14 protein-coding genes, 3 tRNA genes and 1 pseudogene are annotated in these 14,624 nt (G+C 37.6%); 6 read left to right on the top strand and 12 right to left on the bottom strand.

Annotated features, from left to right (window positions below):
- Positions 1–851: 851 nt before the first annotated feature.
- The 5 genes from gltX to TYM08_RS05800 form a co-directional block, all read right to left on the bottom strand.
- Positions 852–2,348 (bottom strand): glutamate--tRNA ligase, encoded by a 1,497-nt coding sequence (gltX, locus tag TYM08_RS05820; protein ID WP_422382023.1) that lies wholly within the window; start codon positions 2,346–2,348, stop codon positions 852–854.
- 247 nt (positions 2,349–2,595) lie between these two features.
- Positions 2,596–2,681 (bottom strand) — tRNA-Leu (locus tag TYM08_RS05815).
- Positions 2,682–2,755: 74 nt separating this feature from the next.
- Positions 2,756–2,829: transfer RNA gene (locus TYM08_RS05810), tRNA-Cys, on the bottom strand.
- 19 nt (positions 2,830–2,848) lie between these two features.
- Positions 2,849–2,923 (bottom strand) — tRNA-Gly (locus TYM08_RS05805).
- A 188-nt stretch (positions 2,924–3,111) separates the two neighbouring features.
- Positions 3,112–3,501: a flagellar basal body-associated FliL family protein gene (locus tag TYM08_RS05800; protein ID WP_422382022.1), complete on the bottom strand. Its 390-nt coding sequence runs from the start codon at positions 3,499–3,501 to the stop codon at positions 3,112–3,114.
- A gap of 289 nt (positions 3,502–3,790) precedes the next feature.
- Between TYM08_RS05800 and rsd the strand changes: the two genes are divergently transcribed.
- The gene (gene rsd, locus TYM08_RS05795; RefSeq protein ID WP_422382021.1) at positions 3,791–4,267 is read left to right on the top strand and encodes a sigma D regulator; all 477 of its coding nucleotides are present in this window, start codon (positions 3,791–3,793) and stop codon (positions 4,265–4,267) included.
- A gap of 120 nt (positions 4,268–4,387) precedes the next feature.
- Here rsd and TYM08_RS05790 read toward each other — a convergent pair whose 3' ends face one another.
- The 7 genes and pseudogenes from TYM08_RS05790 to TYM08_RS05760 all read right to left on the bottom strand — a co-directional run bounded on the left by TYM08_RS05790 (position 4,388) and on the right by TYM08_RS05760 (position 10,309).
- On the bottom strand, positions 4,388–4,810 hold the full coding sequence (locus TYM08_RS05790; protein WP_422382020.1) for a hypothetical protein: 423 nt from the start codon (positions 4,808–4,810) through the stop codon (positions 4,388–4,390).
- Positions 4,811–4,825: 15 nt separating this feature from the next.
- Positions 4,826–5,710 (bottom strand): ParB/RepB/Spo0J family partition protein, encoded by an 885-nt coding sequence (locus tag TYM08_RS05785; protein WP_422382019.1) that lies wholly within the window; start codon positions 5,708–5,710, stop codon positions 4,826–4,828.
- 20 nt (positions 5,711–5,730) lie between these two features.
- Positions 5,731–6,498: a ParA family protein gene (locus TYM08_RS05780; protein ID WP_422382018.1), complete on the bottom strand. Its 768-nt coding sequence runs from the start codon at positions 6,496–6,498 to the stop codon at positions 5,731–5,733.
- Between the two features lie 53 nt (positions 6,499–6,551).
- The gene (gene rsmG / locus TYM08_RS05775) at positions 6,552–7,196 is read right to left on the bottom strand and encodes a 16S rRNA (guanine(527)-N(7))-methyltransferase RsmG (RefSeq protein WP_422382017.1); all 645 of its coding nucleotides are present in this window, start codon (positions 7,194–7,196) and stop codon (positions 6,552–6,554) included.
- The gene (gene mnmG, locus TYM08_RS05770; RefSeq protein WP_422382016.1) at positions 7,196–9,118 is read right to left on the bottom strand and encodes a tRNA uridine-5-carboxymethylaminomethyl(34) synthesis enzyme MnmG; all 1,923 of its coding nucleotides are present in this window, start codon (positions 9,116–9,118) and stop codon (positions 7,196–7,198) included. The genes rsmG and mnmG overlap by 1 nt, the downstream gene beginning before the upstream one ends.
- A 160-nt stretch (positions 9,119–9,278) precedes the next feature.
- Positions 9,279–9,500, bottom strand: a pseudogene (locus TYM08_RS05765) (hypothetical protein); the annotation flags it as partial.
- 149 nt (positions 9,501–9,649) lie between these two features.
- Entirely contained in the window at positions 9,650–10,309 is a 660-nt protein-coding gene (locus TYM08_RS05760) for an NADPH-dependent FMN reductase (RefSeq protein WP_422382015.1), read from the bottom strand.
- A gap of 182 nt (positions 10,310–10,491) precedes the next feature.
- Here TYM08_RS05760 and TYM08_RS05755 point away from each other — a divergent pair, with 182 nt between their 5' ends.
- The 5 genes from TYM08_RS05755 to TYM08_RS05735 all read left to right on the top strand — a co-directional run bounded on the left by TYM08_RS05755 (position 10,492) and on the right by TYM08_RS05735 (position 14,621).
- Positions 10,492–11,406: a methylenetetrahydrofolate reductase gene (locus TYM08_RS05755; RefSeq protein ID WP_422382014.1), complete on the top strand. Its 915-nt coding sequence runs from the start codon at positions 10,492–10,494 to the stop codon at positions 11,404–11,406.
- 417 nt (positions 11,407–11,823) lie between these two features.
- Positions 11,824–12,870 carry a CNNM domain-containing protein gene (locus TYM08_RS05750; RefSeq protein WP_422382013.1) on the top strand — a complete coding sequence of 349 codons (1,047 nt, stop codon included), beginning with the start codon at positions 11,824–11,826 and terminating at the stop codon, positions 12,868–12,870.
- A gap of 51 nt (positions 12,871–12,921) precedes the next feature.
- The gene (locus TYM08_RS05745; RefSeq protein ID WP_422382012.1) at positions 12,922–13,362 is read left to right on the top strand and encodes a hypothetical protein; all 441 of its coding nucleotides are present in this window, start codon (positions 12,922–12,924) and stop codon (positions 13,360–13,362) included.
- Between the two features lie 94 nt (positions 13,363–13,456).
- Positions 13,457–13,885, top strand: a complete 429-nt coding sequence (locus TYM08_RS05740) for a potassium channel family protein (protein ID WP_422382011.1) — start codon at positions 13,457–13,459, stop codon at positions 13,883–13,885.
- A 202-nt stretch (positions 13,886–14,087) separates the two neighbouring features.
- Complete coding sequence (locus TYM08_RS05735; RefSeq protein ID WP_422382010.1) at positions 14,088–14,621, top strand: GbsR/MarR family transcriptional regulator; 534 nt, start codon at positions 14,088–14,090, stop codon at positions 14,619–14,621.
- Positions 14,622–14,624: the final 3 nt, after the last annotated feature.

Genomic DNA, 14,624 nt, shown 5'->3' with positions numbered 1-14,624 from the left:
AAAACCTACATACAACAAGCGCAAACATTCACAACACAAAATCAAAATATTCAAAGTTAACACCAGGCAAAAAAATATTGACTTCATAAGGATTAGCAAGGTGTACCAAGTCAATTTTGGAAAAAAGTGTGTATCAAATCGACCCAGTAGATAAGGTTACGCAATTTAAAAATAAAGAATCGATAAAAAATCCGTGAACAATATTTAATTCCATAATAAGAAAATAAGAAAATAAGAAAATAAGATCAAATCATTAACTTCCAAAATTTAAAGGACTCAAAGTCATTTTGGTTCAGAATATGTCAATCGAAAAGCAGAAGAGTTATTAAATAATTTCTAGATCAAGCTTATAAAATAAAAAAAGACACTCAAGTAACAACATACGAGCAAAAAACCGAATCAGTAATTAGAAACACCCCACAGATACAGGTATATTCTTCAAAAAAGATCGAGTACTTTTAATGGCGCTAACAATAAAATACCCAACCCTCAGATTAATTATTATCGACCCTGCTTTTAAGTTAAAACTAATGTAAACCAAAAAAGAAAGAAAAAAAGAAAGAAAAAAGGAAAGAAAAAAGAAATGACGTACCATTATAAAAAAGTGATAACGTATTACGAAGTAACATAAATATAATCCTTAAATGATTCCAAGGATTATTTAAAACCTGAAATAACGCTTAAATATTTAGGTGAATTTTTTATGCCAATGAGTGATTATGAATCGGCAAAAAAAATGCACATAAATCAAACAAAATACAATTAATGTTTGATTTATGTGCAAATTTCAGCCTTATTTGGAAACCCCTGATATAAAACTACTCAATAAGTTTTTAATTAAAACTGCTCAATTAATCTAAAAACGCAGCAATCTTTGTGAATTCTGATTCCAATGTTTTTAATTGTTTCTTAGAATACCCACCTAAAAGATCTACAGCAAAGCGCAAACGACCGCGAGTGATGTCTGGCCCTAATATCGTCATCGCTTCTAAAACGGATACTGATTGGCTTGTGCCAGCTATTGCGATAAACATTGGAAACAACACATCACGGAATTTAATTTCCAAATGTTCACCAATGGCTTTTACATCGGCCATGATATTTTCTTTATCCCAATGACGCTGAGTTTCTAGTTTCCACAATGTTAATTGCAAAATTTTCTTAATGGTGTCTAAATCAATTTTCTTATGAGCAAAACTTTCTTCGTTAATTTTTGGCATACCCGAAAAGAAAAATGCTGCCAATGGTGCCACATCAGACAATTTTGTCACACGCTCTTGCACTAATGGCATAAATTGATTGATGTACTTTTCATTGAACGCCCATTCTTTTAATACACTTACAAACTCATCCGTTGAATAGTTTTCACGAATGTAACGAGCATTTAACCACTCTAGTTTTTCAACATCAAAAACAGGACCACCAAGAGAAACACGAGAAATATCGAAGTTATCGATCATTTCTTGTAATAAGAATTTCTCTTCGCCTTTTGGCATCGTCCAACCCATCATGCCTAAATAGTTAATTAACGCTTCAGGTAAAATACCCATTTTACGATAATAATCCACACTAGTAGGGTTTTTACGTTTACTTAACTTTGATTTATCTGCGTTACGCAATAAAGGTAAGTGGAAGAATTTTGGCGGAGTCCAACCAAAGTATTGGTATAACAACAGATGTTTAGGTGTCGATGAGATCCACTCTTCACCGCGAATCACATGACTAATTTCCATTAAGTGATCATCAACCACACAGGCTAAATGATACGACGGCATACCATCAGACTTTAAAAGAACCTGCATGTCGATTTGTTTGTATTCAACAGCAATGGGATCGCGTAATTCATCATGAATAATACATTCGCCTTCAACAGGAATATCCATACGCACTACGGATTTTTCGCCTGCAGCATGACGCTTAGCAATTTCTTCTTTTGTTAAACCTTTGCACAAACCATCGTATTTTGTTGGTTGTGAATTGATTTTTTGTTCGCGACGTAAACGATCTAAACGATCAGTGCTACAAAAACAATGGAAGGCATGGCCGTTTTCAACTAAGTCTGCACAATGCTTTTGGTAAATTTCTTTACGCTCTGACTGTCTGTAAATCTCATGAGGACCACCACAATCCGGCCCTTCATCCCAATCCAATCCTAACCACTTTAGAGAATCCATAATGGATTGCTCTGATTCTGGCGTGGAGCGCGACTGATCCGTATCTTCGATACGTAATATAAATTCACCGCCTTGGCTTTTTGCGAATACGCGGTTAAATAAAGCGATATAGGCTGTGCCTACGTGCGGATCACCTGTTGGGGAAGGCGCTACTCGAGTACGAACTTTTGTCATTTAGAGCTCTCAAAATTCAGTTTGGAAAAAGGGCGTATTATACGCAATCAACCACCAAAAATTAAGAAAACTTTTCACAACATGCATCAAGTAGCTAATTTAATAAAATGAGCTAGACACAATTAAGACTTTTGAATATTTAATTGAACGTAATAAATGAACATTTGAAATTTTTAATAGATAATAATGGGAAGTTAATGTATTTCAGATTGAAATAATTATTTTATAATAGGGGATTTTTAAAACGTGGTGCCCGGGGCCGGAATCGAACCGGCACGACCAGAAGTCGCAAGATTTTAAGTCTTGTGTGTCTACCAATTTCACCACCCGGGCATCGAGGGACTTTTTTATAGTAGGATTTGGTGTCCTACTTGTAACTAATATTGCTACATACTTTAGACTGCAATTGGAGGCTGGAGTCGGAATCGAACCGACGATGGCGGAGTTGCAGTCCACAGCATTACCACTTTGCTATCCAGCCACTAACATGGCCTATAATTTGGAGCGGGAAAGGAGGCTCGAACTCCCGACCCCAACCTTGGCAAGGTTGTGCTCTACCACTGAGCTATTCCCGCTTACAAACTTGTTAACTCAGTGGGTCACTGCGTTAACGTGGTGCGTATATTAATGTTTTTACTGGCAGAGTCAACCATATTTTTTAAAAAATCTTTTAAAAATAACAACTTAGGTGATTTATTTATCATTTTGTTTATTATTTAATCAAATTTCACCATAAATGATGTAACTATTTGATTTTTATACTTTATTTTTGAACGATATAATTTAGGAACAACACACGATCAACCATTTTTTTTCCAAATTCTTCCAAAAATACTTTTTGAATAGCCTCTAATGCTTGTTCTTGAATTTCGATTTTACCTTCTACTGAATTTATGGCTGAAGTTTCCTGGCGACTCATTAACATAATCATTTCATGCCGTATTAAATCAGCATGGATATTTACATCTAACGCATCTGCACTGTCTTCTAACCTAAGTGACATTTCAAATTTCATAAAATGCAGTTTTTGATCCATACCGTAATTCACAATAAATTCCGGTTTGATTTCCACGTACTCTCTAGAAAATGCCATTGGCGTTAAAACCAAACTAGACAAAATAACCAAACTGACGCTTTTTAGTACTTTAAACATAGCCTATCCAATTATATTTAACTTATATTGAGATTAGCACAGCTCGATTAAAACGAAAGACTCATGCCCAACTATCCATTTGCAACTTAAGAAGTTAAAACAATTTTGACCTAAAAACCTTAATTTATATAACATCTAGTTAGCATAAATAGGCTGAAACAGCATAATGTTCAAATCCAAAATAAATCAAGTTCAAATATATGTGAAATAACAAAATAAAATGCTTGTCCCTGCGACCTGCAATCTTTATATTCCATCCACTGTTATTTAATTAGGGAGCATACACACTATGTTAGAACGTTGTAAAAATGCTAAAGAACTATGGGGTGGCGTCCACGAGTTAATAGATCGTTGGTTAAATGAGCGCCAAGAAGTAATTTTACTTTACTGTGCAATTGAAGGTTTAGATCAGTACACACCAATTGACGCCTCTATAGAAGTAAAAACAAAAGCGTTCTGTCAAATGATGATGGATTACGTTTCTGCTGGTCACTTTGAAGTGTATGAGCAGCTATTTAAAGAGGCGAAAGAATTCGATGATGGTTCAATAGAACTTGCAAAAGAAATCTACCCACAACTAAAAGTGAATACGCAAGATTTATTAGATTTTAATGATAAATACAGCAACGATAAAAACACCAGCGAACATTTAAACGAGCTGCATTTAGAATTATCGACAATTGGTGAGTTATTAGAAGACAGATTTCAAAAAGAAGACCAATTAATTCATAGTTTGCACGAGTCACATCGTGAACTCATTGCTTAACCAGATACAATCAATTTAGTTAGTTAGGCACAAAAAAGGAGGCATCGCCTCCTTTTTTATTACCTCAAGAATACCTACACAGAACATTCAGACATTCTCAATAATTTTTAAACCTATTTGTTACAACAAAGACTCAAGTTCTTCATACTCTAAAGCATCTGATTCAACTTGATCGTCTTTAAAAAATTCTAATGGTAACTCAAGACATTCATTCCAAAAATTACCGATCACTTTATCGATTTTTTTTCCGTTGTATTTTTTTCCTTGAGTCACAGCTAACTGAATCACTCTGGTTTGAGCGTATTTTAAATCTTCAGCATCAAATTCATAAAACCCAACACTGGAGTCAAGATCAGCTTTTGGCGTAGTAGCAATCGAACGAAAAGGAATCAATCCGTTTTTGCAGTATTCAAATCGCTTATACTTAAGCTCTGCTTTATAAGGATTTTTTAAATCATAAATTTCATTTTCAGTTAGTTTTTTACCTGCATGCACGATTGTAATCACCGCATACAATCCAACCAACCAAACAACCTTTTTCATTTCTTCACCTATCTTTTATTTAATGTGCTTTAAAATGCCATCTAACTCAGCAAGACTATTATATTTAATCACTAACTGTCCATTACCTTTCGATTTATGCTTAATATCCACACTTGCACCCAATCTTTGCGCCAAACTGGTTTCTAATGATTTAACATTGGCAGTCATTTGCTGACTTGGCTGCACTTCCACATCTGGTTGATTAAGCTTACGCACTAATGATTCAGTTTGACGAACCGTCAATCCTTTTGCTACAACTTGTTTGGCTGCATGAATTTGATCTTTTTCAGACAGACTTAATAATGCTCGAGCGTGCCCCATTTCAAGATCACCATGCTCCAACATACGCTTAACATCATCGGTTAACGCAATTAAACGCAATAAATTCGTCACAGTTACTCGAGACTTACCCACCGCATCAGCAACTTGCTGCTGAGTTAATTCAAACTCTTGTTTTAAGCGCTGTAACGCAATGGCTTCTTCCATTGGATTTAAATTTTCACGCTGAATATTTTCAATTAACGCCATCGCGATAGCATCTTCATCGCTGACTGTACGAATCACAGCAGGAATTGAATCTAACCCTGCTAATTGACTTGCACGCCAACGACGCTCACCGGCAATAATTTCATAACGCTCGTCTTTTGAATCAATAGGACGAATCACAATTGGCTGCATCACGCCCTGTGCTTTAATTGACGCTGACAATTCTTCCAATGCATCTGCTGACATATCACGTCGCGGCTGATATTTGCCACGCTGAATAAACTCTACTGGTACCTGCCTCAATGTGCCATCAGCTACTTTTTCAACTGCTGTTTCACTGATTAGACTGATGTCATTTCGGCTACTTAAAAGAGCATCTAACCCTTTACCAAGGCCTCTTTTTCTTACAGACATTACGGTCTCCCTTTTACTATTTAATTAGTTTTATGACGTCGAAGAATTTCACCCGCTAAAGCCAAATAAGCCATCGCACCTTTGGACGCTTTATCGTATTGAATGATAGGCATACCGTAACTTGGCGCTTCTGCCAATCGCACATTACGTGGAATCACCGTTTCGTATAATTTGTCACCAAAAAAGCCAGTTAATTGCTCTGAAACATCTTTGGTTAATGAATTTCGAGGGTCGTACATTGTACGTAACACCCCTTCAATTTCTAATTTTGTATTGGCAACGGACGATATATTTTCAACGGTTTGAATTAAATCCGCTACCCCTTCAAGCGCAAAATACTCACACTGCATAGGAATAATCACCCCGTCAGATGCACACAAGGCATTCACGGTTAACATATTTAATGAAGGTGGACAGTCAATAAATACATAATCGTACTTACCCTTCGCTTCATTAATTTTGTTAGCCAATATCATTTCTTTATTGTCTAAATTTAAAAGCTCAACTTCAGCAGCGGTTAAATCAGAGTTAGCCGGAATCACATCAATACCTGATTCACTTGAACAAATAATGTCAGTCAATGGCACAGAGCTGGTTAATAAATCGTAGACACTTAATTCTACATCATGTTTGTTAACACCACTGCCCATAGTCGCATTTCCCTGTGGGTCTAAATCGATCAATAAAACTTTACGTTTCATTGCGACCATAGAAGCGGCTAAATTGATGGATGTAGTGGTTTTACCTACACCCCCTTTTTGATTGGTAATTGCGTAAATTTTTGCCATGCGCTTGATGATCCGTTAAATAGTTTTGCTCGATGAATCCAAAATATATGAGGTTAGCTTGCGTCTCTTACAATACTAACTAAATGACGCTGACCATCGGCAAAAGGAATAGATAAAGGACACACTTTATTCACTTTAAAGCCTAAAGGCAATTGAGATATCTCATCAACGGGATTAATTCCCTTCATTGCCAAATATTGTCCGCTAGATGCCAACAAAGTATGGGATTTATCGACCATATCTTGTAACGTCGCAAACGCTCTTGATGTAATGCAATCAAATAAATCTTCGTTTTCAACATGAAACGATTCTAAACGAGACTGAACCACTTTGGCATTTGAAAGCTTAAGACTCATAACCACTTGCTGTAAAAAACGTGTTTTTTTACCGTTACTGTCTAACAATGTGACATGAATCTCAGGACGCATAATCGCAATAATAATACCCGGCATGCCACCGCCTGTACCTACATCAATTAAACGTTTAATGTCATCTAGAAAATCTATAATGCCTAACGAGTCCACCAAGTGACGATCAATCATTTCCATTGGGTCACGAATCGCCGTTAAGTTATAAGCTTTGTTCCACTTAATTAATAACGTGTGGTAAGCCAGTAATTGCTCTACTTGCTCAGGCGTGGTTGCTAGTTTTAATTCACTAAACCCACGCTCTAATCTTGCTTTAAAATCTTGTGACATCAAACTGACCCTGTTGCTGTAGATGGCGTAGAAGCGGTTGCTGTATTGGCTTTACTTGATGTATGTCTTTTTAATTGAATTAACAACAAAGACACCGCAGCTGGTGTCACACCTGAAATTCGTGACGCTTGCGCTAACGTTGCAGGGCGAATATCGTTTAATTTTTGTTTCACTTCGTTGGACAAACCACTGATATTGTCGTAAGTGAAATCATCAGGTAATGGCATATTTTCTTGGCGACGTAACAAATCAATCTCTTCTTGCTGGCGCTTAATGTATCCGTCGTATTTAGCTGAAATTTCAACTTGCTCAGCCACATCATCCGCCAAAGGATTCGCACCATGGATATTTTGCAAATCTTTAAACCTTACATCTGGACGTTTTAAAATGTCCATCATTGAATATTCACGCGCCATCGGTCTTTCAAGTAATTTACTGACCTCATCACCTAGCTCGGTATTCGGTCTGACCCATGTGTCTTTTAAACGTTGTTTTTCAATTTCAATGGCTTCGCGTTTTTCACTGAATGCTCTCCAACGCTTATCGTCAACTAAACCAATTTCACGGCCTTTTTCAGTCAAACGCAAATCGGCATTGTCTTCACGTAAAATCAAACGGTATTCGGCGCGGCTTGTGAACATACGATACGGCTCTTTAGTACCCAATGTGGATAAGTCATCAACCAATACACCAATATAAGCTTCATCACGGCGCAACATCCAAGGATCTTTTTGCTGAGCACGCAATGCTGCGTTAGAACCTGCAAGTATCCCTTGAGCACCCGCCTCTTCATAACCGGTTGTGCCGTTGATTTGGCCAGCAAAATACAGGTTATTTAATAATTTAGTTTCTAAGGTTTGACGCAAATCTTGTGGATTAAAATAATCATACTCAATGGCATAACCTGGACGAGTAATGTGAGCATTTTCAAACCCTTTCATTGAGCGAATAAAATCCATTTGCACATCAAACGGCAAGCTTGTTGAAATACCATTTGGGTATAACTCAAACGTACTCAAGCCCTCGGGCTCAACAAAAATTTGATGGCTGGTTTTATCAGCAAAACGCATGACTTTGTCTTCAATAGACGGACAGTAACGTGGGCCAATGCCTTCAATAACACCTGCATACATAGGTGAGCGATCAAGGTTTGAGCGAATAATATCGTGGGTTTTTTCATTTGTGTGAGTAATAAAACAACTGATTTGTTTTGGATGCTGTGCAACATTACCCATATAACTCATCACAGGTAATGGCGTATCGCCAGGCTGTTCCGTCATCACAGAGAAATCAACGCTACGAGAATCAATACGAGCAGGTGTGCCTGTTTTTAAGCGATCGACTTTAAATGGTAATTCGCGTAAACGCTTAGACAATGCATTTGAAGGCGGATCGCCTGCTCGGCCACCTTGATGATTGTCCATACCAATATGAATCACACCACCTAAGAACGTACCCGCTGTTAACACAACGGTCTCAGCAAATATCTTAATGCCTGTTTGCGTAACCACACCTTTTACAGTGTCGCCTTCAACAATTAAATCATCGCAGGCTTGCTGAAAAACTTGTAAATTTTCTTGGTTTTCCACAATTTCACGAATAGCCGCTCGATATAATGAACGATCCGCTTGGGCACGAGTCGCTCGAACCGCAGGGCCTTTACGTGAATTTAATACACGAAATTGAATCCCAGCTTTGTCCGTAGCGGTTGCCATCGCACCACCTAATGCATCGATCTCTTTAACTAAATGACTCTTACCAATACCACCAATAGCAGGGTTACAGCTCATTACCCCAATGGTTTCAGTATTATGGGTCAACAACAAAGTCTTAGAACCCATGCGCGCTGCAGCCAAAGCCGCCTCAGTACCCGCATGACCACCACCGATCACAATCACATCATAACGTGTAGGAAAATCCACAATCTTACTCACAAAATATAGAAAAGGGCGCTATTATACGTGAGTTTCAAGTGTTTGGCAGTAAAGATTTATTAACGGATAAGCTAGAATATTTAAGGGACAGTTCATGACGCTAGATACATGATATTGAATACGCAAAGTGTAGTTAAATACGCCATGGCTATGTTTCAAATTTATGTTGCTGCACCTGTAACAGTTTGAATTCAAACAGTTTTTCGCTTTCGCTCTTAATGTCGCTAGAAAAGGTCTGATATTTGTGCCAGTCCAGCATTCTAAACCAACCCAAATACTTCGCCAAATACTTACTGGCTACTCCATACATCTTCAAATACCAACGCTTTAACTGACTGTGATAATTATTGATATTTTGAATATGATACAAACTTTGCTGCGTTTGATTGTTGGCTTAGATCAGCATTATGATTTTGCATCCTGCCACAACAATTCAAAACATAGCCTACGCCAGAGTAATTACTTAATGACTTGACAACTAACGCTAAGGCTAAGGCTAAGGCTAAGGCTAACAAACAATTAAGGCCCATTACGTTCAGAAGGATCTTTCTTAAAATCACCAATCATTTTATTCGGATCAATCACCTCGCGCTGATTTTGTGATGCATGCGCCCACCAAACCAATTGATTAAACGTACGTGAAAAATAATCAAACCATGAGTTCTGACTTTCATCACTTTGCATATTACCATCTTCCATAAATACCTTTTGCGCATTAGGCACATGAATCATCGCCGAAACAGGAAGACACCCAAGCTCACTTAAAAAACTACGCATACCCACTGCAGCACGTAACCCGCCCCATTGCCCTGCAGAATACGTAACAATCGCACTGGGTTTATATGAAAATAATGAGCTGCCGAAATGATTTAATAAGTTAGCTAACGCAGGGCTCATACTATGATTATATTCAGGACTCAACATAATATAACCATCCGCTGATTGAATTTTTTTAGAAACGAGCTCTAATGCGTCGGGCACTTTATTTTTTGCATAAGAAAAATGCGGTTTAAAAATAGACTCAAATGGATAATCAAGGGGGTCAATTAATTCAAATTGATGCTCAGCGTAATGTGCATTCAAACATTTAAGACAGGCACGAGCGATTCGCAAACCAAGGCGCGCAGGTTTAGGAGGCGAACTATCTCGCACCGAGCCTAATATAAGTAAAAATTTCATACTCTTTATTTTCAATCCAATATTAGCGATTACTTTACTTGAATAGTATTTATGTCGCTACAGTGACATTAACTAACTCAAAATAAAATAACACTCTAATTTAGGAGACAAATCCCCCACCCCATAGCAAAATTCACCACATCATATAAAATACCCCCAACTCAACGAATTTGGCTCAACCCATGTTATCTGAAAAAATCAAAAACAAAGAATCTGGCATCATCCTATATGGCATCACGCCTCCTAAAAAAGGCACTGATCCGGCTAAAGTAAAAGAAATTGCAGATCTACAAAAACAGCGTTTATTACCGCTTAACGTAGACGGTCTGGTCATTTACGACATTCAAGACGAAGAGACTCGCACACAAGACGAGCGCCCATTTCCTTTTATGGAAACACTAGACGCCTTTGAATATGGCAAAGACTACTTACAAGATTTGTCCGTTCAACAGGTGATTTATCGTGCAGTGGGCAAATACTCCAAACCCGAATTAAGCCATTTTATTGAAACCAACAAAGATAACTTATCGGTTTTTGTAGGTGCAGCATCTAAAAGCCAGTCTGTTAGCATGAAAATGAATGAAGCTTACGAGCTTAAAAAACAAACTCATGCCGACTCATTAATGGGTGGTGTTGTGATTTCAGAGCGTCATGACTCTAAAAAAGACGAGCATTTACGTGTATTTAAAAAAATCGAACAGGGTTGTTCATTTTTTATCTCCCAAGGGGTTTACGATGTGGAAGCGTCTAAAAATTTCTTAAGTGATTATTACTATCACGCAAAAGCCAACAACTTAGAACTTGCCCCGATTTTATTCACCCTAACGCCTTGTGGTTCTGCTAAAACATTACAGTTTATGAAATGGTTAGGCATCAGCATTCCTCGCTGGCTAGAAAATGAATTATTAAATTCGGGGGATATTTTACAAACCAGCGTCGATTACAGCGAAAAATGCTTTAAAGAATTAAAAGAATTTGCTGATAATAAAGGCATTACGATTGGTTGTAACATTGAATCAGTATCCGTACGTAAAGTCGAAATTGAAGCATCTATCGATTTAGTTAAGCGTATTCAAGGAATTAAAGCCTCTAAATAACTAAGATAAATTCAGGCTTTCAGACATTTTATTAGTCGGGGCTTGCTGATGAAGTAATAACGGCGTATTTCAAAGTAGTGCAACGAATCGATTTAAGGAAACATCAAATTAGACTTTGCAGGAGCACAAAGTCGAGTGTATTAAGGTTTCTCCTCCCCTACTGGAGAGGAACTTTTAGTAGGGGCAGTGGCATAAACACTTTGTACGTTGACTCGAAAGGACCTGTCATTTCGCATCGTCAACCGCAGCAACATTTATGCAACACTGTCTCACTGAAGAAATTTTAGTTGTGTTGTTATGAGGCGCCTTTAATCTGGCCCAGTTTAAGCTGAAAATGACAATTCACGATTTTTTCGTTTACTTGGTATTTTTACAACTCAATACTGGGTAAAATACCCTTTTATTTAAGGCTTAAACATGACACTTTTAATTATATATTTATTAATCGCCATTGGCATATCATTTTTATGTTCAATTTTAGAAGCTGTGTTACTTTCCATCACTCCCAGCTATGTTGAGCAAGTGAGTTCATCAAAACCGTTATCGGGTAAAATTCTAAGTAAAGTAAAAGATAAATTAGATGAATCCCTATCGAGCATTCTAATATTAAATACCTTTGCTCACACAATGGGGGCGGCAGGCGTAGGTACTCAAGGTGTAAAAGTTTTTGGCACACAATGGGAAACGTTTATAGCTGTATTATTAACACTAGCAATCCTGTATTTTTCAGAAATCATACCTAAAACCTTAGGGGCTACTTTTTGGAGAACGCTGGCTGTACCCTCTGCATTTGTTATTTTATGGTTAGTAAAATTAGTTTTCCCTTTAGTCTGGTTAGCCACAAGCATTACACGTGTATTTAACCGTAATATAGATAACGAAATCACACGTGAAGAAATTATCGCCCTGGCATCGCTTAGCCATCGAGATGGCACATTATTTACCCAAGAGAATGACTATTTAGCTAACCTATTAACGTTAAGAGAAATAAAAACAGTCGATATTTATACGCCGCGAACCGTCGTTCATATATTGAAGGACACCCTCACAGTTAAAGAAGCCCTAGACCTACCATCGACCACTCAGTTTTCTAGGATACCCGTTATTGGCGAGAACATTGACGATATTAAAGGTAAAATATTACGAAACAGCTTATATGAAGCCGAACGCTCAGGGCATGCAGACGCCCCCATTACAGACTTTGTCATTCCAATTAAACGCGTATCCGAAAAACTGGCAGTGACAAAATTACTCGATCTTTTTTTAAAAAATAGGATGCACTTATTTATAGTTGAAGATGAATACGGACAAACCTCAGGGATTGTTTCTTTAGAGGACGCTATTGAAACATTGATAGGTCGTGAAATAATAGACGAAAGCGATACCGTTACCGATATGCAAGCCTTAGCAAAAGGAAAATATAGAGAACGACTTCGTGCACAAAAAAACAAACTGCATGAATAGTATTTTATAATATTCAGGCCCCCCTCTTTTAATTAAGCCTATTTATTAACCATGATTATATTTTTAAATGGATGCATCAACTCAGGTAAAACCACTACAGCCAAGTATATAAAAGACTTGGACTGTGGTTTTACCCACATTAAAGGGGATGATTTAAGGGAATTTACCCGCAGGATGCCAATAGAAAAATCCATCAACTTAACCTTAAAAAATGCCATCGATATTACGATCAATTTTGACCAAGCCTCTATACATTCGGTTATAAGCTATCCCATTAATGACGAAAATTACGGCTTTGCTTGCGCGTTATTAAAAGACACACAAATCAAACATGTAGCTGTGACATTATTTTCTGGGTTAGATGTATTAAAAACCAATCGCGGTAATAGAGCGTTATCTAATTGGGTACTAAATAGAATCGACGAATTAAACCAACAAGGATTTGTGCAACCCAGCTTTGGACATAGCAGACAATTCAAATATGAGCATTGAGCAAACCGCCCAAGCTATTTTAAACATTTGTGAGACAGGCAAATAAACCATTCACTGCTATTATTAATCAATACAAATTTACGGTCACCAAAACATGATCTTTTACGTTTTCATCATTCACAGTCTCGTCGTTGGTTTAGCGGTGATTATTCATTATGAATTTTTATATCGCATCACCCTCATTATGCCTAAAATGAAAATTATTCATCGCTACCGAATTGTAGTGGGTGTCTTGGTTGCGCTTGTCGCCCATGCAGTTGAAATTTGGTGTTTTGCCATTGCCTATTATTTTATGCACCACAGTGACAGCTGGGGAGAATTAACAGGGAATTTCACAGGCACACTCATGGATTGCGCGTACTTTTCATTTACCGTATTTAGCACCGTAGGCTTTGGCGACATTGAACCTGTTGGCAATCTTCGCTACTTAACTGGAATTGAATCGTTAACAGGACTTGTGTTAATCACTTGGACCGCCTCATTTTTATATCTTGAAATGCAGCGTCATTGGGAAAAAGAGTAACCCCATTCAAACCATAGTAGGTTGCCGTTTACGGGAACAAAACTAAATTGCTTTGTTGACGTTAAAGAACAACCTGCACAAACACACTTCCCCCCTCCTTAATCACCACACATTCAATCTACCCACCAAATAACCCTAAAAAGAACTTGCACTACTCACAATTAAATACTAAAGTTTCAGAAATTACTGAAAGTTCAAACAAATGAAAATAAGCGAAGAATTACAAACCTGCGTCGTACACTTTGGACAAATGGGTGGTCACTGGGGCTTTAACCGCACCGTTGGTCAAATGCTTGCGCTTTTGATATTTAATGAAGCCCCGCTTAATGCCGATCAAATCAGTGAAATGCTGACTATTTCACGCGGCAATACATCCATGGGGCTTAAAGAATTACAAAGCTGGCAGTTAATCAGCACTGAACCGGTCAGTGGTGAGCGTAAAATTTATTACAAAGCCAATGGTGATATTTGGCAGTTGTCGATGCAAATTGCCAATCAACGACGTAAGCGTGAAATTGAGCCGACACTGACTATGTTACGTCGCCAAATGATGTCCTCCACATCCAATCCTGATACTTATATTCATGAAAAAATGAAAGAGTCGTTAGAATTATTAGAAATGGTGGATCAGTCCTTACAGCAAATTCAATACCTAGAGCCTGACCAAATCAAAACTCTTTTAAAAATTGGAGGACAGGTTGGAAAAGTTTTAAAACTGAAAGATAAGTTCTTTTAATAG

The sequence above is a fragment of the Marinicellulosiphila megalodicopiae genome (assembly GCF_045862395.1).
GTDB lineage: Bacteria > Pseudomonadota > Gammaproteobacteria > Pseudomonadales > Natronospirillaceae > Marinicellulosiphila > Marinicellulosiphila megalodicopiae.
The sequence above is the reverse complement of the archived record's forward strand: the minus strand, read 5'-3'. Positions and strand labels throughout refer to the sequence as shown.